The 19736-nt window shown below is 74.6% G+C and carries 19 protein-coding genes; 6 read left to right on the top strand and 13 right to left on the bottom strand.

The features are described from left to right. Positions 1 to 64 precede the first annotated feature (64 nt). The 4 genes from dxs to ACFYWL_RS06425 all read right to left on the bottom strand — a co-directional run bounded on the left by dxs (position 65) and on the right by ACFYWL_RS06425 (position 6770). Positions 65 to 1996 carry a 1-deoxy-D-xylulose-5-phosphate synthase gene (dxs, locus tag ACFYWL_RS06440; RefSeq protein ID WP_386968193.1) on the bottom strand — a complete coding sequence of 644 codons (1932 nt, stop codon included), beginning with the start codon at positions 1994 to 1996 and terminating at the stop codon, positions 65 to 67. A 61-nt stretch (positions 1997 to 2057) separates the two neighbouring features. Further along, positions 2058 to 3221: an anhydro-N-acetylmuramic acid kinase gene (locus ACFYWL_RS06435; protein WP_386968191.1), complete on the bottom strand. Its 1164-nt coding sequence runs from the start codon at positions 3219 to 3221 to the stop codon at positions 2058 to 2060. 67 nt (positions 3222 to 3288) lie between these two features. Continuing rightward, complete coding sequence (locus tag ACFYWL_RS06430; RefSeq protein ID WP_386968188.1) at positions 3289 to 4701, bottom strand: class I SAM-dependent RNA methyltransferase; 1413 nt, start codon at positions 4699 to 4701, stop codon at positions 3289 to 3291. After that, complete coding sequence (locus ACFYWL_RS06425; protein ID WP_386968187.1) at positions 4698 to 6770, bottom strand: APC family permease; 2073 nt, start codon at positions 6768 to 6770, stop codon at positions 4698 to 4700. Before ACFYWL_RS06425 ends, ACFYWL_RS06430 begins: the two co-directional genes overlap by 4 nt. Positions 6771 to 6930: 160 nt before the next feature. Here ACFYWL_RS06425 and ACFYWL_RS06420 point away from each other — a divergent pair, with 160 nt between their 5' ends. Then, the gene (locus ACFYWL_RS06420; protein WP_386968185.1) at positions 6931 to 7596 is read left to right on the top strand and encodes a potassium channel family protein; all 666 of its coding nucleotides are present in this window, start codon (positions 6931 to 6933) and stop codon (positions 7594 to 7596) included. Between the two features lie 2 nt (positions 7597 to 7598). Continuing rightward, positions 7599 to 8288 carry a potassium channel family protein gene (locus ACFYWL_RS06415; RefSeq protein WP_386968182.1) on the top strand — a complete coding sequence of 230 codons (690 nt, stop codon included), beginning with the start codon at positions 7599 to 7601 and terminating at the stop codon, positions 8286 to 8288. Between the two features lie 57 nt (positions 8289 to 8345). On the opposite strand, the gene ACFYWL_RS06410 is transcribed toward ACFYWL_RS06415, so the two are convergent. The 4 genes from ACFYWL_RS06410 to dut form a co-directional block, all read right to left on the bottom strand. Continuing rightward, complete coding sequence (locus tag ACFYWL_RS06410; RefSeq protein ID WP_386968181.1) at positions 8346 to 9053, bottom strand: DUF3159 domain-containing protein; 708 nt, start codon at positions 9051 to 9053, stop codon at positions 8346 to 8348. Positions 9054 to 9084: 31 nt separating this feature from the next. Next, positions 9085 to 9468 (bottom strand): OB-fold nucleic acid binding domain-containing protein, encoded by a 384-nt coding sequence (locus ACFYWL_RS06405; protein ID WP_386968179.1) that lies wholly within the window; start codon positions 9466 to 9468, stop codon positions 9085 to 9087. Positions 9469 to 9641: 173 nt separating this feature from the next. Then, on the bottom strand, positions 9642 to 10283 hold the full coding sequence (locus ACFYWL_RS06400; protein ID WP_386968177.1) for a DUF3710 domain-containing protein: 642 nt from the start codon (positions 10281 to 10283) through the stop codon (positions 9642 to 9644). Between the two features lie 25 nt (positions 10284 to 10308). Beyond that, a complete protein-coding gene (dut, locus tag ACFYWL_RS06395) occupies positions 10309 to 10818 on the bottom strand; it encodes a dUTP diphosphatase (protein WP_386968175.1) in 510 nt (169 codons plus the stop codon). 83 nt (positions 10819 to 10901) lie between these two features. On the opposite strand from dut, the gene ACFYWL_RS06390 reads away from it, so the two are divergent. Further along, complete coding sequence (locus ACFYWL_RS06390) at positions 10902 to 11390, top strand: DUF3093 domain-containing protein (RefSeq protein WP_386968172.1); 489 nt, start codon at positions 10902 to 10904, stop codon at positions 11388 to 11390. Between the two features lie 60 nt (positions 11391 to 11450). Here ACFYWL_RS06390 and ACFYWL_RS06385 read toward each other — a convergent pair whose 3' ends face one another. Together ACFYWL_RS06385 and ACFYWL_RS06380 are read right to left on the bottom strand one after the other, a co-directional pair. Continuing rightward, entirely contained in the window at positions 11451 to 12356 is a 906-nt protein-coding gene (locus ACFYWL_RS06385) for a hypothetical protein (RefSeq protein ID WP_386968170.1), read from the bottom strand. Positions 12357 to 12579: 223 nt separating this feature from the next. Beyond that, positions 12580 to 12876 carry a DUF4193 domain-containing protein gene (locus ACFYWL_RS06380; RefSeq protein WP_007075406.1) on the bottom strand — a complete coding sequence of 99 codons (297 nt, stop codon included), beginning with the start codon at positions 12874 to 12876 and terminating at the stop codon, positions 12580 to 12582. Between the two features lie 434 nt (positions 12877 to 13310). Between ACFYWL_RS06380 and ACFYWL_RS06375 the strand changes: the two genes are divergently transcribed. Continuing rightward, positions 13311 to 13826, top strand: a complete 516-nt coding sequence (locus ACFYWL_RS06375; protein ID WP_386968165.1) for a LytR C-terminal domain-containing protein — start codon at positions 13311 to 13313, stop codon at positions 13824 to 13826. A gap of 32 nt (positions 13827 to 13858) precedes the next feature. Here the strand turns inward: ACFYWL_RS06375 and ACFYWL_RS06370 are convergent, their stop codons facing one another. After that, a complete protein-coding gene (locus ACFYWL_RS06370) occupies positions 13859 to 14674 on the bottom strand; it encodes an inositol monophosphatase family protein (RefSeq protein WP_386968162.1) in 816 nt (271 codons plus the stop codon). A gap of 287 nt (positions 14675 to 14961) precedes the next feature. Between ACFYWL_RS06370 and ACFYWL_RS06365 the strand changes: the two genes are divergently transcribed. Continuing rightward, the gene (locus ACFYWL_RS06365) at positions 14962 to 16563 is read left to right on the top strand and encodes an RNA polymerase sigma factor (protein WP_386968160.1); all 1602 of its coding nucleotides are present in this window, start codon (positions 14962 to 14964) and stop codon (positions 16561 to 16563) included. 245 nt (positions 16564 to 16808) lie between these two features. Further along, positions 16809 to 17042, top strand: a complete 234-nt coding sequence (locus ACFYWL_RS06360; protein WP_036374862.1) for a hypothetical protein — start codon at positions 16809 to 16811, stop codon at positions 17040 to 17042. Positions 17043 to 17125: 83 nt separating this feature from the next. Here ACFYWL_RS06360 and ACFYWL_RS06355 read toward each other — a convergent pair whose 3' ends face one another. Both ACFYWL_RS06355 and ACFYWL_RS06350 read right to left on the bottom strand, forming a co-directional pair. Further along, positions 17126 to 18859: a DEAD/DEAH box helicase gene (locus tag ACFYWL_RS06355; RefSeq protein ID WP_386968155.1), complete on the bottom strand. Its 1734-nt coding sequence runs from the start codon at positions 18857 to 18859 to the stop codon at positions 17126 to 17128. Between the two features lie 225 nt (positions 18860 to 19084). Next, positions 19085 to 19735: a trimeric intracellular cation channel family protein gene (locus ACFYWL_RS06350; protein ID WP_386968152.1), complete on the bottom strand. Its 651-nt coding sequence runs from the start codon at positions 19733 to 19735 to the stop codon at positions 19085 to 19087. Between the last annotated feature and the right edge of the window lies 1 nt (position 19736).

Genomic DNA, 19736 nt, shown 5'->3' with positions numbered 1-19736 from the left:
CGCCGGAAGTGGTGAGAAGGGGCCCCTTCTCGACGCCAGGCGTTAAGAAGGGGCCCTTCCTTGCTTAGTTGGGCAGGCGGACCGGCTCGGTCTGCTGCTCGTCCAGGCGGGAGATCCAGCCGGTGACGTCGCGGGCCACGTCCTGGGCGGTGAGGCCCAGGTCGGCCAGGATCTGCGCGCGGGTGCCGTGCGGGTGCCAGTCGGCCGGGACCCCCAGGTCCCGCAGCGGCACCCGGACGTCGGCGTCCCGCATCGCCTGGGCGAGGGCGTCGCCGACGCCGCCGACGCGCACGCCGTCCTCGACGGTGACGACGAGCCGGTGGCCGGCGGCCAGCTCGACCAGCTCGGCGGGGACCGGGCGCACCCAGCGCGGGTCGACCACGGTCACCCCGTAGCCCTGCTCGGCGACCCGGGCGGCGACCTCCATGCCGAGGTGGCCGAACGCGCCGACCGCGACCAGCAGCACGTCGGCGCGGGCCGCCTCGGCCAGCACGTCGACCGGGCCGACCCGGCGCACGGCCGGCAGGTCGGCGGCGACGGCGCCGGTCGGGAACCGCACGACCGTCGGGCCGTCGTCCACGGCGATCGCCTCGCGCAGCTCCTCGCGCAGGGTCGCGGCGTCCCGGGGGGCGGCGATGCGCAGGCCCGGCACCACCCCGAAGACGGACATGTCCCAGATGCCGTAGTGGCTCGGCCCGTCCGGGCCGGTGATCCCGGCCCGGTCCAGCACGAACGTCACCGGCAGCTTGTGCATCGCCACGTCCAGCAGGACCTGGTCGAACGCCCGGTTGAGGAACGTCGCGTAGACCGCCACCACCGGGTGCAGCCCGCCGAGGGCCAGCCCGGCCGCCGAGGTGGCCGCGTGCTGCTCGGCGATGCCGACGTCGTAGACCCGGTCGGGGTGCTTGCGGGCCAGCTTGGCGATGCCGGTGGGCTCGGCCATCGCGGCGGTGATGCCCACCACGTCGGGCCGGGCGTCGGCGATCGCGACCAGCTCGTCGGCGAAGACGCCGGTCCACTTCACCGACGGGGCGGCGACCAGCTTGCCGGTCTCCACGTCGAACGCGCCGGGGCCGTGGAAGCAGTCGGCCTCGTCCTCCTCCGCCGGCCGGTAGCCGTAGCCCTTGCGGGTCACCGCGTGCACGATCACCGGGCCGCCGAAGTGCTTCGCCGCCCGCAGCGCCGACTCGACCGCCGCCACGTCGTGGCCGTCGACCGGGCCGACATACTTGATGCCCAGGTCCTCGAACATGGCCTGCGGGGCGACCGCGTCCTTGATGCCCTTCTTGACGGCGTGCAGCACCTCGTACATGGGCCGGCCGACCAGCGGCGTCGAGCCCAGGGCGTCCTTGACGGTGTCGAGGACCTTCTCGTAGCCGGGGTTGAGCCGCAGCGACGACAGGTGGTCGGCGAGGCCGCCGATCGTCGGCGCGTACGACCGGCCGTTGTCGTTGACGACGATCACGAGGGGGTTGCCGGAGGTGGCGATGTTGTTCAGCGCCTCCCAGCACATGCCGCCGGTCAGCGCGCCGTCGCCGACGACGGCCACCACGGAGCGCGCCTCGCCGCGCAGCGCGTACGCCTTGGCCAGCCCGTCGGCGTAGGACAGGGCGGTGGAGGCGTGCGAGTTCTCGATCAGGTCGTGCTCGCTCTCGGCCTGGCTCGGGTAGCCCGAGAGGCCGCCGCGCTGGCGCAGCCTGTCGAAGCCGTCCTGCCGGCCGGTGAGGATCTTGTGCACGTACGCCTGGTGGCCGGTGTCGAACAGGAGCCGGTCCCGGGGGGAGTCGAAGACCCGGTGCATCGCCAGTGTCAGCTCCACCACACCCAGGTTGGGGCCGACGTGCCCGCCGGTGCGGGAGACCTTGGCGATCAGGAAGTCACGGATCTCGGCGGCGAGGATGTCCAGCTGCTCGGCGGTCATCCGCTTCACGTCCTGCGGACCCCGCACCGTGGCCAGCAGCCGGCCGTGGTTGGCCGTGTCCTCTTCAGCACTCATGAGCGAAGAGTCTATCGGCCGCCCGGTAGTCCGCAGCCCGGCCGGCTGACCGGGCGGGCAGTCAGGAGACGACCACCAGGCGTCGGGGCGCGACGGCCGGCGGGGCGTGCCGGGCCGGCCCGGCCGGCGTCCAGGACCCCAGCACGGCCGCCTCCCGGGCCCCGGTCACCGACGGGACCGCCCCCGGCAGGCCGTGCCAGGACAGCCAGCCGAGCAGGGCGAACGCGTACGCCTCCTTGGCCTGGGCCGGCACCCCCAGCTCGTCGCTGACCCGCAGCCGCCACCGGCCCGCCCCGAGCGCGGCCAGCCGGCCCCACAGGGCGCGGTTGCGCACCCCGCCCCCGGCGGCGACCACCTCGGCCACCCCGTGCCGGTCGCAGGCGGCGGCCACCGTCCGGGCGGTCAGCTCCGTCAGCGTGGCCAGCACGTCGTCGGCGTCGACGGGCTCGCCGAGCGCGGCGAGCCGCTCGTCGAGGTAGCCGGCGTGGAACAGCTCCTTGCCGGTGGACTTGGGCGGCGGCGCGGCGTAGTACGGCTCGGCGAGCAGCAGCTCCAGCAGCCCCGGGTGCACCCGGCCGGCCGCCGCCCGGGCCCCGTCGAGGTCGCAGGGGCGGCCGAGGAACCGCCGGGCCGCCGCGTCGAGCAGCGCGTTGGCCGGGCCCACGTCGTACCCGAGGGTCGGCGCGCCCGGTGCGACCACGGTGAGGTTGGCGATGCCGCCCAGGTTGAGCGCCGCCCGGGGCGGGCCGGCCCGGCCGCCCAGCAGCAGCGCGTCGAACGCCGGCACCAGGGGCGCGCCCTGCCCGCCCGCGGCGACGTCGGCGGCGCGCAGGTCCGACAGCACCGGCACGCCCACCCGGGCGGCCACCCGGGCCGGCGCGCCGAGCTGGAGGGTGCCGCGCACGACGCCGCCGTCGACCCAGTGGAAGACGGTCTGCCCCGGCGAGACGACGGCGTCGATCCGCCCGCCGGCCAGCTCCACGCCGCGCGCCGCCGCGTCGGCGAACACCTCGCCGAGCCGGTTGTCCAGCTTGCAGACCGCCTCGATCGTGGTCGGGTGCGGCGGCAGCACGGCCTGGATCTGCGCCCGCAGCCCCTCGTCGTGGTCGAGGCCGAGATGCCCGAGCGGCCGTAGCCGCAGGTCGTCCCCGTCGACGGCGAACTCGGCGGCGACGACGTCCACCCCGTCGTACGACGTCCCCGACATCAACCCCACGATCCGCATGTAAGGAAGGGCCCCCTGTTAACGCATTCTGCATAGGAAGGGTCCCCTGCAATCACCCCGGCGGCAGTTACCGCGCCGGGCGCAGGAGGCCGACCAGCTCGACGTGCCGGGTCATCGGGAACAGGTCGAAGCCGCGCAGCGCCGCCAGCTCCCAGCCGGCGTCGGCGAAGGCGCGCACGTCCCGGGCGAAGGCGGCCGGGTCGCAGGCCACGTACGCCACGGCGCGCGGCCCGGCCGCGACCACGTCCCGCACCACCCGCGCTCCCGCCCCGCTGCGCGGCGGGTCCAGCACCACCAGGTCCACCGGGCCGGTGACCCGGCGGCGGGCCAGGGCGGTCTCCACCCGGGCCGCCACCACCTCGACGCCGGGCAGGTCCCGCAGGTTGTCCCTGGCGGCGGCGACGCCCTCGCCGGCGGACTCGACGACGGTGACCCGGGCGTCCGGGCCGACCCGGGCGGCCACGGCGGCGGCGAACAGCCCCGCCCCGCCGTAGAGGTCCCAGGCCGACTCGCCCGCCTGCGGGTCGAGCAGGTCGAGCACCGCGTCGACCAGGGTGTCGGCCGCCGCCGGGTGCACCTGCCAGAAGCCGGACGCCGGCAGCGTCCACTCCCGGCCGGCGGCCACCTCCCGGACGGTCTGCGGGCCGTCGAGGGACCGGGCGGTCGCCGGATCGTCGACCCGGGCGGCTGCCGACCCGTCGGACGGGACTGCCGCCGACCCGGCGACGCGGGTGGTCGGCCCGTCGGGCAGGGCGGTCACCGCGACGTCGCCGCCGGTCGAGGCGACCGCCTCCACCGCCTCGGCCGCCGGCCAGGACCGCCCGAGCACCGGCAGCGCCTGGATCGCCGGGTGGGCGATGAGGCAGCGGTCGACCGGCACGACCTCGTGCGAGCGGTGCTTGAGCAGCCCGGCGCGGCCGGCGGCGTCGACCGCGTACCGGACCCGGGAGCGCCAGCCGAGCGGTCCGCTGGGCAGCGCCTCGACCCGGACCCCGAGCCGGTCGATCTCCGCGTCGGCGAGGCCGGCGAGGCGGCGCAGCTGCTCGCGGACCACCGCGGCCTTCCAGTCGAGCTGGGCCTCGGGCGCGACGTGCTGGAGGTCGCACCCGCCGCAGAGACCCGGTTTCGCGTACGGGCAGGGCGGCGCGACCCGCTGCGGCGCGGCGTCGAGCACCGTCACCGCGTCGGCGCGGACGAACCCGCGGTGCACCTCGGTGACCTCGGCCACCACCCGCTCGCCGGGCAGCGCGTGCCGGACGAAGACCACCTGCCCGTCGACCCGGGCCACGCAGTGCCCGCCGGGGGCGACGGCGTCGACGGTCAGCTCGACCCGCTCGGCCTCCTCCAGCCCGCGCCGCTCGCCGTCGGCCGGTCCGGTGGTGCCCGCCGGCCGGCCCCGACCGTCGCCGCGGGCCGGTCCGGCGCCCGCGCGGGACACGTCCACGCCGGACCGGGACGCGTCCACGCCCGGCCGGGTCATCGCCGGTCCCCCTCGGCCGGGCCGCGCTCGCCGGGCGGGGCGGAGACCACCGGCGGCACCGGCGGGGGCAGGGTGCTGCGCGGGGCGACCCGGGGGCCGCGCGCCGGGCCCCGGGTCAGCGTCGCGTCGAGCCGGTCGAGGTTCTTGCCGGCGGTGGAGGCGAGCTGCCACGGGACGCTGGTGACCATGACGCCCGGCTCGAACAGCAGCCGCCCCTTGAGGCGCAGCGCGCTCTGGTTGTGCAACAGGTTCTCCCACCAGCGTCCGACGACGTACTCGGGAATGAAGACCGTGACCACGTCGCGCGGCGACTCCCGGCGGGTGTTGGCCACGAAGTCGAGGATCGGCCGGGTGATCTCCCGGTACGGCGAGTCGACCACGGTCAGCGGCACCGGCAGCTCGCGCCGCTCCCATTCGGCCTGGAGGTCCCGGGTGTCCTTCTCGTCGACGTTCACCGTCACCGCGGTCAGCGTGTCCGGGCGGGTGGCGCGGGCGTACGCGATGGCCCGCAGCGTGGGCTGGTGCAGCTTGCTGACCAGCACGATCGCGTGGTTGCGGGCGGGCAGCACGCCCCGGACCTCGGTCGGCTCCAACTCGGCGGCGACCCGGTCGTAGTGCCGCCGGATGGCCAGCATCAGCACGTAGAGCAGCGCCATCGCGGCGATGGCGATCCACGCGCCGAGCAGGAACTTGGTGATCAGCACGATGACCAGCACCGCGGCGGTCATCGCCATGCCGAAGGCGTTGATGGCCCGGGACCGGACCATCCGGCGGCGGGACTGCGGGTCCCGCTCGGTGCGCAGGTGCCGGTTCCAGTGCCGGATCATGCCGGCCTGGGAGAGGGTGAACGAGACGAAGACGCCGACGATGTAGAGCTGGATGAGCCGCGTCACCTCGGCCTGGAAGCCGACGATCAGCACGATCGCGGCGACGGCGAGGAAGACGATGCCGTTGGAGAACGCCAGCCGGTCGCCCCGGGTGTGCAGCTGCCGGGGCAGGTAGCGGTCCTGGGCGAGGATGGAGCCGAGCACCGGGAAGCCGTTGAACGCGGTGTTGGCGGCGAGGAAGAGGATCAGCGCGGTCATCCCGGCGACCACGAACAGCAGCACCGACCCGGAGCCGAAGACGGTCTCGCCGAGCTGGGCGGTGACGGTCTTCTGCACGTACCCGTCGGGGCCGGAGACGATCTGCCGCGCCGGGTCCTCGACGAACTGGAGGCCGGTGAGCCGGGCCAGCCAGACGATGCCGACGAGCATGCTCACCGCGATGGTGCCGAGCAGCAGCAGGGTGGTGGCGGCGTTGCGACTCTTCGGGGCCTTGAACGCCGGCACCCCGTTGGAGATCGCCTCCACGCCGGTGAGCGCGGCGCAGCCGGAGGAGAAGGTCCGCAGCAGCAGGAAGACCAGGGCGAACCCGGTGACGCTGTGCTCGGCCTGGATCTCCAGGCCGGCGCTGGGCGCACGCAGGTCGTGGCCGAGGACGAAGTACCGGACCAGGCCGGTGACGATCATGCCGCCGATGACGATCACGAAGCCGTACGTCGGGATGGCGAACGCGGTGCCGGACTCGCGCAGGCCGCGCAGGTTCATCGCGGTGAGCAGCACCACCGCGCTGACGGCGATGAGCACCTTGTGGGTGGCCACGAACGGCACCACCGACCCCAGGTTGGCCACGCCGGAGGAAACCGACACGGCCACGGTGAGCACGTAGTCGACCAGCAGCGCGCTGGCCACCGCGAGGCCGGCCCGGGGGCCGAGGTTGACGGTGGCCACCTCGTAGTCGCCGCCGCCCGAGGGGTAGGCGTGCACGTTCTGCCGGTAGCTGGCCACCACCGTGAGCATCACCACCACCACGGCGAAGGCGATCCACGGGGAGAAGAGAAACGCCGAGGCGCCCGCGATGGAGAGCGTCAGCAGGATCTCGTCGGGGGCGTACGCGACGCTGGAGAGGGCGTCCGAGGCGAAGACCGGCAGCGCGATGCGCTTCGGCAAGAGGGTGTGCTGGAGCCGGTCGGACCGGAACGGTCGACCGACGAGCAGCCGCTTCAGCAGCGAGGTGGGACTGGCCACAAGCGCTAAGGGTACGACCACGGTTCCGTGGTCGCCCGGGGGTGGCGCGGGGGCGGGTTCGGCCGGGCGGGGTAGCGTCGTGCCCGCCGGCAACCTGGACGTGGCAGGCTCGCAGTCGAGGGCCGACGGCGGGCGGATGCGCGCACCTTGGGAGGGACACGTGCATGTCGTGATCATGGGCTGTGGCCGGGTCGGGTCGACCCTGGCCCAGAGCCTGGAGTCCCGGGGGCACTCGGTGGCGGTGATCGACCAGGACGCCGACGCGTTCCGCCGGCTCAGCCCGGACTTCGCGGGCATCACGGTGACCGGCGCGGGCTTCGACGGCGAGGTGCTCCGGCAGGCCGGCATCGAGCGGGCGGACGCCTTCGCGGCGGTCTCCAGCGGCGACAACTCCAACATCATCTCGGCCCGGCTGGCCCGCGAGACGTTCGGCGTCTCCCGGGTCGCCGCGCGCATCTACGACCAGCGCCGGGCCCAGGTCTACGAGCGGCTGGGCATCCCGACCGTGGCCACCGTGCGGTGGACGGCCGACCGGATGCTGCGCCACCTGGTGCCCGAGGGCAACGTGGAGATCTTCCGGGATCCGACCAGCACCGTCTCGATCGTCGAGGTGCCGGTGCACAAGGACTGGATCGGCCGGCCGCTGCGGGGCCTGGAGGAGGCGGCCGGGGCGCGGGTGGCGTACCTGATCCGCTTCGGCATCGGCACGCTGCCCACCGGCTCCACCGCCGTGCAGGAGGGCGACCAGGTCTTCATGCTGGTCACCGACGACATCGTGGCGTCGGCGACCTCGGTGGCGGGCAGCCCGCCGGAAGGAGCGCACTGAGCATGCGGATCGCCATCGCCGGCGCCGGCAACGTGGGCCGCTCGATCGCGCAGGAGCTGATCGACAACGGCCACCAGGTGATGCTGATCGAGCGGCAGCCGCGGATGCTGCGGCCCGACCGGGTGCCGGCGGCCGACTGGGTGCTCGCCGACGCCTGCGAGCTGGCCAGCCTGGAGGAGGCCAACGTCGCCGGCTGCGACGTGGTGGTCGCGGCGACCGGGGACGACAAGGTCAACCTGGTGGTGTCGCTGCTGGCCAAGACCGAGTTCGCGGTGCCCCGGGTGGTGGCCCGGGTCAACCGGGCCGAGAACGAGTGGCTGTTCACCGAGCAGTGGGGCGTCGACGTCGCGGTGAGCAAGCCGCGGGTGATGGCGGCCCTGGTCGAGGAGGCGGTGACCGTCGGCGACCTGGTGCGGCTGATGACGTTCCGGCAGGGCGAGGCGAACCTGGTGGAGATCACCCTGCCGCCGACCGCGCCGTACGTGGGGCAGCCGATCCACGCCGTGCCGATCCCCCGCGACGCCGCCCTGGTGGCCATCCTGCGCGGCAAGCGGGTGCTGGTGCCCAGCCCGGACGATCCGATCGAGGCCGGCGACGAGCTGATCTTCGTGTGCACGGCGGAGGTGGAGGACGACGTCCGCGCGGTGATCCTCGGCACGGACAGCATCGAGCGGACCCGCGGCGCGAGCTGAGCCCCCGGCGGGGCGAGTTGAGCCTTCGGCGGGGCGACGCCGCCGCAGAGGGCGGGTTCAGCCGCCGGGCAGGGGCTCCGGGGCCGCCGTGGGATCCTGCTCCGCCGCCCGCTCGCGCGTCACCCGCCGCACCGTCCAGACCGTGATCAGCAGCAGCAGCGCGTACGGCGGGTAGCCCAGCGCCAGCCGGGCCACGCCGAGCGCGGTGTCCTGGTGGGCGAGGTAGAGGCCGGCCTGGACGCCGACCTTGGCCAGCCACACCACGCCCCACAGGACGGTGAGCTGGGTGAAGGTCCGCACGAGGCGCGCGTCGTCGCGCCACTCGGAGCGCCCCTTGGCCACCAGCACCGACCAGATCCAGCCCACGAGGGGCTGCTTGACCGCCGCCGAGACCAGCAGGGCCAACCCGTAGCCGATGCCGTAGAGGATGCCGGGGAGGTAGAAGTCGCGCTCGTCGCCGGTGCGCCAGGCGATGGCCGCGCCGATGCCGACGCCGACGAGGCCGTTGACCGCGTGTCGCACCGGCCGGCGCTGGACCAGCCGCAGGGCGGCGATGAGCAGCGCCACGGCCACCGAGGCGATGACGGCGGGCCGCAGCTCGCCGACGATGTTGGCGACGACGAAGACGACCACCGGGATGCTCGACTCGACCAACCCGCGCCAGCCGCCGAGCTGGTCGGCCATCTGCTCGGCGAGGGTCGGCAGCGGCGCCTCGTCCTCCGGACCGGTGCCGGGCTCGGCCGCCCGCTGGGCTCCGGCGGTCATCGCGGCCCTCCCGTCGGGGGCGTGCGGGTCGTCACTTCGGCGGCTCCAACTCGTAGTACGGGTTGTAGATGACCTTGCGGTCGTCGCGCACCGCCACCCGGCCCCTGGCCGTCAGGTGCCGGCCCGGCTCGATGCCGGCGATGTGCCGCCGACCGAGCCAGACCAGGGTCACCACGTCGCTGCCATCATATAGATCGGCTTCGAGGGTGGGGAGGTTCGTCCGGGGGGTGTAGACGACCGTGCGCAGCCGGCCGTTGACGCAGACGACCTGGCCCCGCGCGCACTGCCGGGCCGGCACGCCGCCGGACTCGGCGCTCTCCCGGCGCAGCTCCTGCGCCTCGATCTCGGCCTCGCTCGCGGTGAGCCGGTGCAGCAGCCGCCGGAGCGAGACCCGGCGGCCCTCGTCGGTCGTCATGACCGCGTCAACCTCTCCTCCGCCGGCAGGCCGCGCCGGCACCGGTGCGGCCTGCGTGGGCGAGGCCGTCCTGCCAGCGTACGCCGGCCGGCACGCGGCCGGGACCGGCGGCCCGCCCCGGACCGGCGACGACACGCCGACGGCGGACCCGGGCGGGGCCGCCGGTTGGCCGCTCAGGCTTCGACGGGCGGGCCGGCCTGCTCGGCGACCTCGCGCGGCAGGCGCAGCGGCAGCGGCTCGCGCACCGGCTTGGCCTCCTGGCCGCGGTCGACGACCAGCCCGTCCAGGCACTCGCGCAGCGGGCCGGCGGCGGACGGGTCGGTCGCGGCGGCGCCCTGGTAGACGCCGCGCACCATCCAGCGGGGCCCGTCGATCCCGACGAACCGCAGGTCGGTCAGGCCGTCCGGGGTGCGCACCCGGGCGTGCAGCTCCGGGCCGTACTCGCCCTGCGCCTCCTGGGCCGCCGCGCCGTCGTTGAACAGCGACTGCCGGATCTCCTCGCGCACCTCGTCCCAGATGCCCTCGGAGCGGGGCGCGGCGAAGACGCCGAGCTGGAGCGCGCTCTGCCCGTGCACCAGCACGACCTGCTGGATCACGCCCTCCGGGTCGGCCTGCACCCGCACCTCCACGTCGGCCACCGCCGGGATGTGGAGGCTGCCCAGGTCGAGCCGCTGCACCCCGTCGGGGGCCTCGGAGACGTCGTACGGGCCGCGCGCCGGGGCCTGGGCCTCGGCGTCACGGCCGTCGACGACCTCGGCGGGCCGCTCGTCACGGGCCTGCCGACCGTCACCGGCCCGCTTTCGGGAGAAGATCACTGCACCCACCCTCCGCTGTTCGCACTCACCCTGCCACCTCTTCCGGCTGCCCGCCGGCCCGGTCCGCCGGCGGCGGCGGGACGAGCCCGGCGTGCCCGCCGGTCGAGCCGTGCCCGCCGACGCCCCGCCGGGACGGCGGCAACTCGGCCACCGGCCGGAAATCGGCCCGCGCCACCCGCTGGACAACGAGTTGCGCGATCCGATCGCCACGGGCGATCTTCGCCGGTGTCTCCCGATCATGATTGATCAGGTTGACGAGGATCTCACCCCGGTAGCCGGCGTCGACCGTACCGGGCGCGTTGAGCACCGTCACGCCGAGCCTGGCCGCCAGGCCCGACCGGGGGTGCACCAGGCCCACGTACCCCTCCGGGAGGGCGATCGCCAGGCCGGTCGGGACCAGGGCCCGGCCGCCGGGGGGCAGCTCCACGTCCGCGGCGGCCACCAGGTCCGCCCCGGCGTCGCCGGGATGGGAGTACGCCGGCAGCGGCAACTGCGGGTCGAGCCGCCGCACGGGCACGGGTACGTCGTCGGTCACGGTCTGCCTCTTCCGTCCGGTTCGCGGGGTGCCCTGTCATCCTGCCGGGTCGACCGGCCGTCGCGCGCCGTACCCTGGCAGGAGTGAGCCGATCGCCCGCCCCGACGCCCGCCACCACCGCCACCACGTACGCGGAGCGGCTCAGCCTGCCCTGGTGGCTCTGGCTGGCCGGGCCGGCCCTCGGCGGCTTCCTCGCGCTGGAGCTGTGGCTGGGCGCGGGCGGCCTGCGCGCCTGGCTGCCGTTCGCGGTGCTGCTGCCGGCGACCGTGGCCGCCCTGTGGTGGCTGGGCCGGGTCCGGGTCGCCGTGGCCGACGGCGAGCTGCGGGTGGACGACGCCCGCCTGCCCGTGCGGTTCGTGGCCGACGCCGTCCCGCTGGACGCCGCCGGCCGCCGCGAGGTGCTCGGCGTCGGGGCGGACCCGCTCGCCTTCGTGGTGCAGCGCCCCTGGATCGCCGGGGCGGTGCAGGTGGTGCTGGACGACCCGGCCGACCCCACCCCGTTCTGGGTGGTCAGCACCCGCGACCCGGTACGCCTGGCCGCCGCGCTGCTCGCCGCCCGCGACGCCGGCTGAGGCGGGCGTCAGGGCGCGACAGCCGTCAGACAGGACGGGCGTCACGGGGCAGGACGGGCGTCAGGGCAGGGCGGGCGGCGGGCCGGGCAGCTCGCGCCGCTGCCGGCCGAGGTCCTTGCGGAGCTGCTCGCCGAGGGCCCGGGTGGCCCGCCGGTTGAGATAGCTGGCGACCGCCGCCCCGGTGAGGAACGGGCCGAGCGTGGTCAGGTTGCGCCCGAAGCGCTTGAGCAGGGTGTCCCGCAGCTCCTTGCGGGCCGCCGTGCCGAGCACCGCGCTGACGCCCACCCCGGGCAGCATCGGGTTGACCCCCCGCTGGCTGGCCCAGGACTGCACCACGGCCACCGTCCGCTGGGTGCCGCCGGTGGGCAGCGGGGCGCCGTACACCTCGTGCAGCTCGCCGATCAGCTTCAGCTCGACGGCCACCACGGCGACCGTCTCGGCGGCCAGCAGCACCGGCGCGGAGAGCAGGGTCGGCGTGACCGCCCACTCGACGGCCGCGACTCCCCCGCCGGCGGCGCCGATCGCGGCGGTCGTCCGGGCGGCGTTGCGGACCAGCCGGTCGGCGAGGGCCTCGTCGTCCAGGCCGGGGAAGTGCCGGCGCAGGGTGGCCAGGTCCCGGATCGGCACGTGCGGGGCGACGTCGGCGACCGCGTCGGTCATCCAGCGGACGGCGGCGCGCGGCTTGAACAGGTCGGCGAGGCCCCGGCCGCGGACCTGGCCGACCAGCCGGGTCAGCAACTGCCGCCGGCGGGCCGGCTCGACGTCGTCGGCGGTCAGCGCGGCGACGGTCGCGCCCAACTCCTCCCCCGCGCCGACGCCGCCCGGCTGGGCGGCCTCCGAGCCGGTGCGACCGCCACCCGGCGGGGTGGGCCCGGACCCGGTGCGACCGCCGCCGGGCGGGGCGGGCTCCGGCCCGCCGGTGCCGTCGGTGGCGGGCCGTCCGCCGTCGTCGCTGCGCTCGACCATGCGTCGACCTCCCGGGTGCGTCGGCGGTGGGGAACCGTCCTGACGAGTCAAGCAGTTACCCGCCACCGGCGCACGACGGTGCCGTGGGCCGGTGGCGCACCGGCGGACGTGCCCGGTACAGGCAGCTCCCACAGCGGCGGCCCCATCCGATGAGGCCGCCGCCGGTGTCGCCGCCAAGAGGCGCTGGTGTCCCCCGTTGAGGCGCTGGTGTGCCCTGTCGCGGTCAGACGCACTCGCGGCAGATCAGCTCGCCGTTGCGCTCGACCGCCAGCTGGCTGCGGTGGTGGACCAGGAAGCAGCGGGCGCATCGGAACTCGTCCTGCTGCATCGGTAGCACCTTGACCGTGAGCTCCTCGTCGGCCAGGTCGGCACCGGGGAGCTCGAAGCTCTCGGCCACCTCGGCCTCGTCGACGTCCACGGCGCCCGACTGTGAGTCGACCCGCCGGGCCTTGAGCTCTTCCAGGCTGTCCTCGCCGAGGTCGACCTCGTCGCGACGCGGGGCGTCGTAGTCGGTGGCCATCGGTTTCACTCTCCCATATCGATATGGTCGCTCCCGGTTGTAACGCCGGAAGGCGCTGTTTCGGTTCCACTGCCGGCCACCAACTTTTGTCGGTCACCCGACCCGGCCACCGGCCGGACCGGGTCCGCCAGAGAAACTCCCCCAGCGAGCGCGGTACCTTACCCCCCTCGGGCGAGGCATGTATACCGCCCTCGCGGCTCAGATGTACGCCCCAGACCTCGAAGTTGTTCCCAATGTGACTCAGGCGACACGAAGATAGGGGTAGTAGTACCCGCTTCCCGGTTGGCGCGCCGGCATGTCGGACTGTTTCCACGCGACCGCCGGACAACCGTTAGCCTCAGCGGCGTACTCGACGGCCGGCGGGGCGGCCCACCCGCCCCCGGCCGCCGCCACCCAATCACCGTCCGGGGAGCGCCAGGATGAGCTTTGCGCGAGTGCGAGCACTCGTAGTCGTCGGTCTGCTGGCGGTCGTCGCCCTGGTCTTCGTGGTCGTGGCCGTGGTCCGCGACACCCAGGGCAAGGGCGGCGTGGCCGGCGGCTGCCCCGAGGGCGCGCCGCTGGCGGACGTGACCCTGCACGAGAACAAGGACGTGAAGATCAACGTCTACAACGCCACCGACGAGGTGGGCCTCGCCAAGAAGGTGGCGGACGACTTCCGCAACCGCAAGTTCCAGGTGAAGAAGGAGGGCAACGCCAAGCAGCAGCTCGACGGCGTCGCCGTCCTGCAGTACGGACCGAAGGGCGTCGGCTCGGCGCACCTGCTGCGCGCGTACTTCCTCAACAACGCCGAGCCGAAGTTCGACATCAAGCGCAAGGACGACACGGTCGACGTGGTGCTGGGCAACAGCTTCGCCCAGCTCGCCACCACCACGGAGGTCAACCAGTCCCTCGGCGACCTGGGCGCCCCCGTCGCCCCGGCCGGCACCTGCCCGATGCCCGTCGACAAGTGACCGGGCCGGCCGGCCTGGCCACCTCCCGGCGGTCAGGGGCCGCCCGAGGCGTCCAGGTCGGCCAGCCGGTCGTGCAGCGGCGCGAACAGCGCCGGCGGGGCCGCGATCAGCAGGTCCGGGCCCGCCGGCCGCCCGCCGAGCCCGCCGACCAGCAGCCCGGCCTCGACGCCGACCAGCGCGCCGGCCGCGTGGTCCCAGAGGTTCAGGCCCTTCTCGTAGTACGCCTCCAGCCGCCCCTCGGCGGCCAGGCAGAGGTCCACCGAGGCGGCGCCCTGCCGGCGCACGTCCCGCACGTGGCCGATCAGCCCGGCGAGCACCCGGGCCTGGTGGGCCCGGCGGGCCGGGTCGTAGCCGAAGCCGGTGGCGACCAGCGCCTGCCCGAGGTCGGTCTCGGCCGAGCAGCGCAGCCGCTCCCCGGCCCGGTACGCGCCGCCCCCGGCGGTCGCCGTCCACTCGTCGCCGGTGAACACGTTGCGCACCACGCCCGCGACCACCTCGCCGTCGACCTCGGCGGCCAGCGACACCGCGCAGTACGGCAGCCCGTAGAGGTAGTTGACCGTCCCGTCGATCGGGTCGACGATCCAGCGCACCCGGGCGGCCGGGGCGGCGTCGCCCGCGCCGTACTCCTCGCCGAGGACCGCGTCGTGCGGCCGGAGCCGGCGCAGCGCGTCGAGCACCTGCCGCTCGACGGCCCGGTCGGCGGCGGTGACCACGTCGGTGACGGTGGACTTGGTGGCGGCCACCGACACCCCCTCGGCCCACATCCGGTGCGCGGTGGTCGCCGCGGCCCGGGCGACATCGACGGCGATCTCCAGCAGTTCCCCGGATGGCGGCCCTGCGTGGTCCATAGGTTCGTCCCCTTCCCGCACGACCGGACCCGTCCGGTTCGCGCGCGAGTATCATCCTTACAAAGTCCAGATCTGCGCCGATTCGGCGGTCCCGCCAGTCGGTCCGCCGTGCGGCGCAGGATGATCGCGGCAGACGGCGTTACAATTCACCCTGCCCACGCGCCACGGACCGCCAGCCACCGGCCGGCCCGGGACACGGGGGTCCCTCAACGACATCGCCCGGCACCGTGTTCCGCGCTGCGTCGGGCAACCCGGCCGTGCTCGCTCTTCGCCTCCGGAAGGTCTTCGTGACAGAACCCCGCCAGACCGGCGCCGACGTTCGCTCGCTCACCGACACCCTGATCGCCCACGCGCAGAGCGCCGGCGGCCAGCTCACGTCGGCCCAGCTCGCGCGCACCGTCGAGTCCGCCGAGGTGACTCCGGCCCAGGCCAAGAAGATCCTGCGTGCGCTCGCGGAAGCGGGGGTGACCGTGGTCGTCGACGGCTCGGCCAGCCCGCGCCGCCGGGTCGCCGCCGCCCGGTCCGCCACCCCGGCGTCCCGGGCCACCACCGCCAAGACCACGAAGAAGGTGGCCGCGCCCGCCCCGAAGCAGGCGCCCGCCGCCGACGACGCCCCCGCGCCGGCGCCCCGGAAGGTCGCCGCGCGCAAGGCCACGACCGAGGCGGTCGCGAAGGCCGCCGTCCCGGCGAAGGTCGCGCGGCCCACGCGGGCCACCAAGGCGACGGTGGCCGCCGCCGCGGGCAAGCCGGCCAAGGCCGCCGCCAAGCCGAAGGGCGAGGCCGCCGAGGGCGACATCGACCCGGAGGAGCTCGCCGCCGAGATCGAGGACGTGGTGGTCGAGGAGCCGGCCGAGCTGGCCCAGGCCGCCGCGGCCGACGCCGCCAGCTCCGCCACCGACAACGACTTCGAGTGGGACGACGAGGAGTCCGAGGCGCTCAAGCAGGCGCGTCGCGACGCCGAGCTGACCGCCTCCGCCGACTCCGTGCGGGCCTACCTCAAGCAGATCGGCAAGGTGCCCCTGCTCAACGCCGAGCAGGAGGTCGAGCTCGCCAAGCGGATCGAGGCGGGCCTCTACGCCGCCGAGCGGCTGCGCGCCGCCGAGGAGGGCGAGGAGAAGCTGGTCCGGGAGATGGTCCGCGACCTCGGCTGGATCTCGCGCGACGGCGAGCGGGCCAAGAACCACCTGCTGGAGGCCAACCTGCGGCTGGTGGTGTCGCTGGCCAAGCGCTACACCGGCCGGGGCATGGCGTTCCTCGACCTCATCCAGGAGGGCAACCTCGGCCTGATCCGGGCCGTCGAGAAGTTCGACTACACCAAGGGCTACAAGTTCTCCACGTACGCGACCTGGTGGATCCGGCAGGCGATCACCCGGGCGATGGCCGACCAGGCCCGCACCATCCGCATCCCGGTGCACATGGTCGAGGTGATCAACAAGCTCGGCCGGATCCAGCGCGAGCTGCTCCAGGACCTGGGCCGCGAGCCCACCCCGGAGGAGCTGGCCAAGGAGATGGACATCACACCCGAGAAGGTGCTGGAGATTCAGCAGTACGCTCGGGAGCCCATCTCGCTCGACCAGACCATCGGCGACGAGGGCGACAGTCAGCTCGGCGACTTCATCGAGGACTCGGAGGCCGTCGTCGCGGTCGACGCCGTCTCCTTCTCCCTGCTCCAGGACCAGCTCCAGCAGGTGCTCCAGACGCTGTCCGAGCGCGAGGCGGGCGTGGTCCGGCTCCGCTTCGGCCTGACCGACGGCCAGCCGCGCACGCTGGACGAGATCGGCCAGGTCTACGGTGTGACCCGGGAGCGGATCCGGCAGATCGAGTCGAAGACGATGTCGAAACTGCGCCACCCGTCGCGGTCACAGGTTCTCCGTGACTACCTGGACTGACCCGCGTTCGTCAACTGCCCGTGTCGCTTTGATCACCAGGCGTACAACACCCGATGGTGATCGGCCGGTTGCACGATTGTGATCGTTGACGTGGCACCCTTGGTGCACGGCACACTGTTGCCGCCAGGTGTGACCTCGGTCCCCCGCGGGCACACAGGGAAGGCAAGACCCTCGCCGGGTGTTGCACGATAGGTGAGCAACGACCGACGAGATTGTTCATCGGTGACGACCAGAGGAGGAAGGCGATGACCCCGACCCTCACGCCGCCGCCCGAGACGGTGGCTCCCCCAGCCGCCGATGAACGGTGCGACCGCTGCAACGCTGCCGGCAAGCTCCGTATCACTCTGGCGGGCGGGAGCGAGCTGGTGTTCTGTGGGCACCACGCGAACAAGTACGCGGAGGATCTCGTGAAGATCACCGTGCGGTACGCGACGGACCCCGAGTTCAGCTGGCGTGGCGCCGATCTGATGGCGAACTGACCGCAGAAGACCGCATACCGACATAAGCCGGCCGGAGGCGCCCAATGGGCCCCTCCGGCCGGCTTACCCGTTTCGGCCCCCGGTCACAGGGTCTGGACGGTGGCTATCCGCTCCTCCAGCTGCTCGATCGTGGCCTGCGCGCTGGGCGGGCCGCCGCACAGGCGGCGCAGCTCGGCGTGGATCTTGCCGTGTGGCAGGCCGGTCCGGTGGTGCCGCGCGGCCACGAGGGCGTTCAGTTGCCGCCTTAGCGCCACCCGGCGCTGGGCGGCGCTCATGGGCTGGGGCGGGGCCGCCGCGGCGGCAGGGGCCGGCTCAGCGGCCCGCTCGGCGGCCCGGCGGCGCTGGGCGGCGAGTTGCTCGGCCTGCCGCTTGGTGAGCAGCAGGGAGACCTGGTCGGCGGTGAGCAGCCCGGGCAGGCCCAGGTATTCCTCCTCCTCGGGGGTGCCGGCCTGGGCGGCGGTGCCGAAGGACGCGCCGTCGAAGATCACCTGGTCCAGCTCGGCCGTGGCGGACAGGGCGGCGAACCGCTTCTCCAGCTCCCCGCTGGCCTGGTCGTCGCGCTGGGCGCGCTCCAGCAGGTCGTCGTCGAAGCCCTCGCGGTCCTTCGGCTTGCCGAGCACGTGGTCCCGCTCGACCTCCATCTCGCTGGCCAGCCCCAGCAGGTGCGGGACGCTGGGCAGGAACACCGACGCGGTCTCCCCCGGGCGGCGGGCCCGGACGAACCGGCCGATGGCCTGGGCGAAGTAGAGCGGGGTGCTGGCGCTGGTCGCGTAGACGCCGACCGCCAGCCGGGGGATGTCGACGCCCTCGGAGACCATCCGGACCGCCACCAGCCAGCGCTGCTCGGACGCCGCGAACGTCGCGATCCGGGCGGACGCGCCCTGGTCGTCGGAGAGGACCACCGCGGCCTTCTCGCCCGTCAACCGCTCGATCAGCTTCGCGTACGAGCGGGCGGCCTGCTGGTCGCTGGCGATGATCAGCCCGCCGGCGTCGGGCATCCCCGCGTTGCGCAGCACGGTCAGCCGGGCGTCGGCCGCCCGCAGCACCTGCGGCATCCAGTCGCCGGCCGGGTCCAGGGCGGTGCGCCACGCCTGGGCGACGAGGTCCTGCGTCATCGGCTCGCCCAGCCGGGCGGCCAGCTCGTCCCCGGCGTTCGTCCGCCACCGGGTCTCCCCCGAGTACGCCAGGAACAGCACCGGCCGGACCACGTTGTCACGCAGCGCGTCGGCGTAGCCGTAGACGGCGTCGGCACGGGAGCGCAGCAGGCCGTCGCCGCCCCGCTCGTAGGTGACGAACGGGATCGGGTTGTCGTCGGAGCGGAAGGGGGTGCCGGTGAGCATCAGCCGGCGCACCGCGGGCTCGAACGCCGCCTTCACCCCGTCGCCCCAGGTGCGGGAGTCGCCCGCGTGGTGGATCTCGTCGAGGATGACCAGGGTGCGCCGGGTCATGGTGCGCCGCCGGTGCACCTGGGGCGCCATCCCCACCTGGGCGTAGGTGACGACGGCGCCGTGGAAGTCGGCGGAGGAGTGCAGGTCGGCGTTGCGGAACGCCGCGTCGAGCTGGATGCCGACCCGGGCCGCCGCCTGCGCCCACTGGGTCTTCAGGTGCTCGGTGGGTGCGACCACGGTGACCGCCTCGACGGTGCCGTCGGCGAGCAGCTCGGCGGCGATCCGCAGGGCGAAGGTGGTCTTGCCGGCCCCCGGGGTGGCGACCGCCGTGAAGTCCTCGGTGCGTCGCCGCAGGTACTCCACCAGCGCCTTGCGCTGCCAGGCACGCAGGGGCGGGAACGTCTCGAGCGCCGGCGTCCGGGCTGCCACGCGTCAGGCTCCTCTCCGACCGCGCGACGGCGGGCCCCGGTCGAGGGCCACGGGTGCCGCCGCCCATGAAAAGGCCCTCGCGCATCGGGGTGCCGCGAAGGCCGGATCAGCATAACCAGCGCGGGCCGGTGGGCCCAGGCGACGCCACGCTGGTCACATCGACACCGCCGACCACAGCCACCACCCGCGACCCGACGGCCACCCTCGGTCAGCCCCGCAGGGCCGTCACGAGGCGGGTCCCCGCGCGCCGGTGCGGGGCGGGCGCAGCGTGGCCACCGGGGCGGACCAGCGCCGCCGCAACGACACCAGGCGCAGCGCGAAGACGAACACCGCCGCGGCGGTCAGCCCGGCGGCGTCGGCCCGCCCGAACGCGTCGAGCAGCGCCACGGCGACCGCCCCGGCGAGGGCCGCCACCGCGTAGATCTCCCGGCGCAGCACCACCGGGATCTCGCCGGTGAGCAGGTCCCGGCCGAGCCCGCCGCCGATGGCGGTGAGCATGCCGAGCAGGCACGCGCCGACCGCCGGCACGCCGGCGTCGAGCGCCTTGAGGGTGCCGGTGACGGTGAACAGCCCGAGGCCGGCGGCGTCGAGCACCAGCACGGTGGTGCGCAGCCGGGCGAGCCTGGGGTGCAGCCAGAAGGTGGCGGCGGCGGTGAGCGCGGCCGTGGCCGCGTACCGCCAGTCGGCGAAGGCCAGCGGTGGCGTCTCGTCGATCACCAGGTCGCGGAGGATCCCACCGCCGAGCGCGGCGACGAAGCCGACGAAGACGACGCCGAACAGGTCGAGGCGTTTGGCCACCGCCGCGGAGGCCCCGGAGGCGGCGAAGACGGCCACCCCGGTCAGGTCGGCGAGGAGCAGGGCGGTGGAGGTGGTCACC

The sequence above is a fragment of the Micromonospora sp. NPDC002575 genome (assembly GCF_042889525.1).
In the GTDB taxonomy this organism is placed as follows: Bacteria; Actinomycetota; Actinomycetes; order Mycobacteriales; family Micromonosporaceae; genus Micromonospora; species Micromonospora carbonacea.
This window is presented reverse-complemented; position numbering and strand designations above follow the sequence as displayed.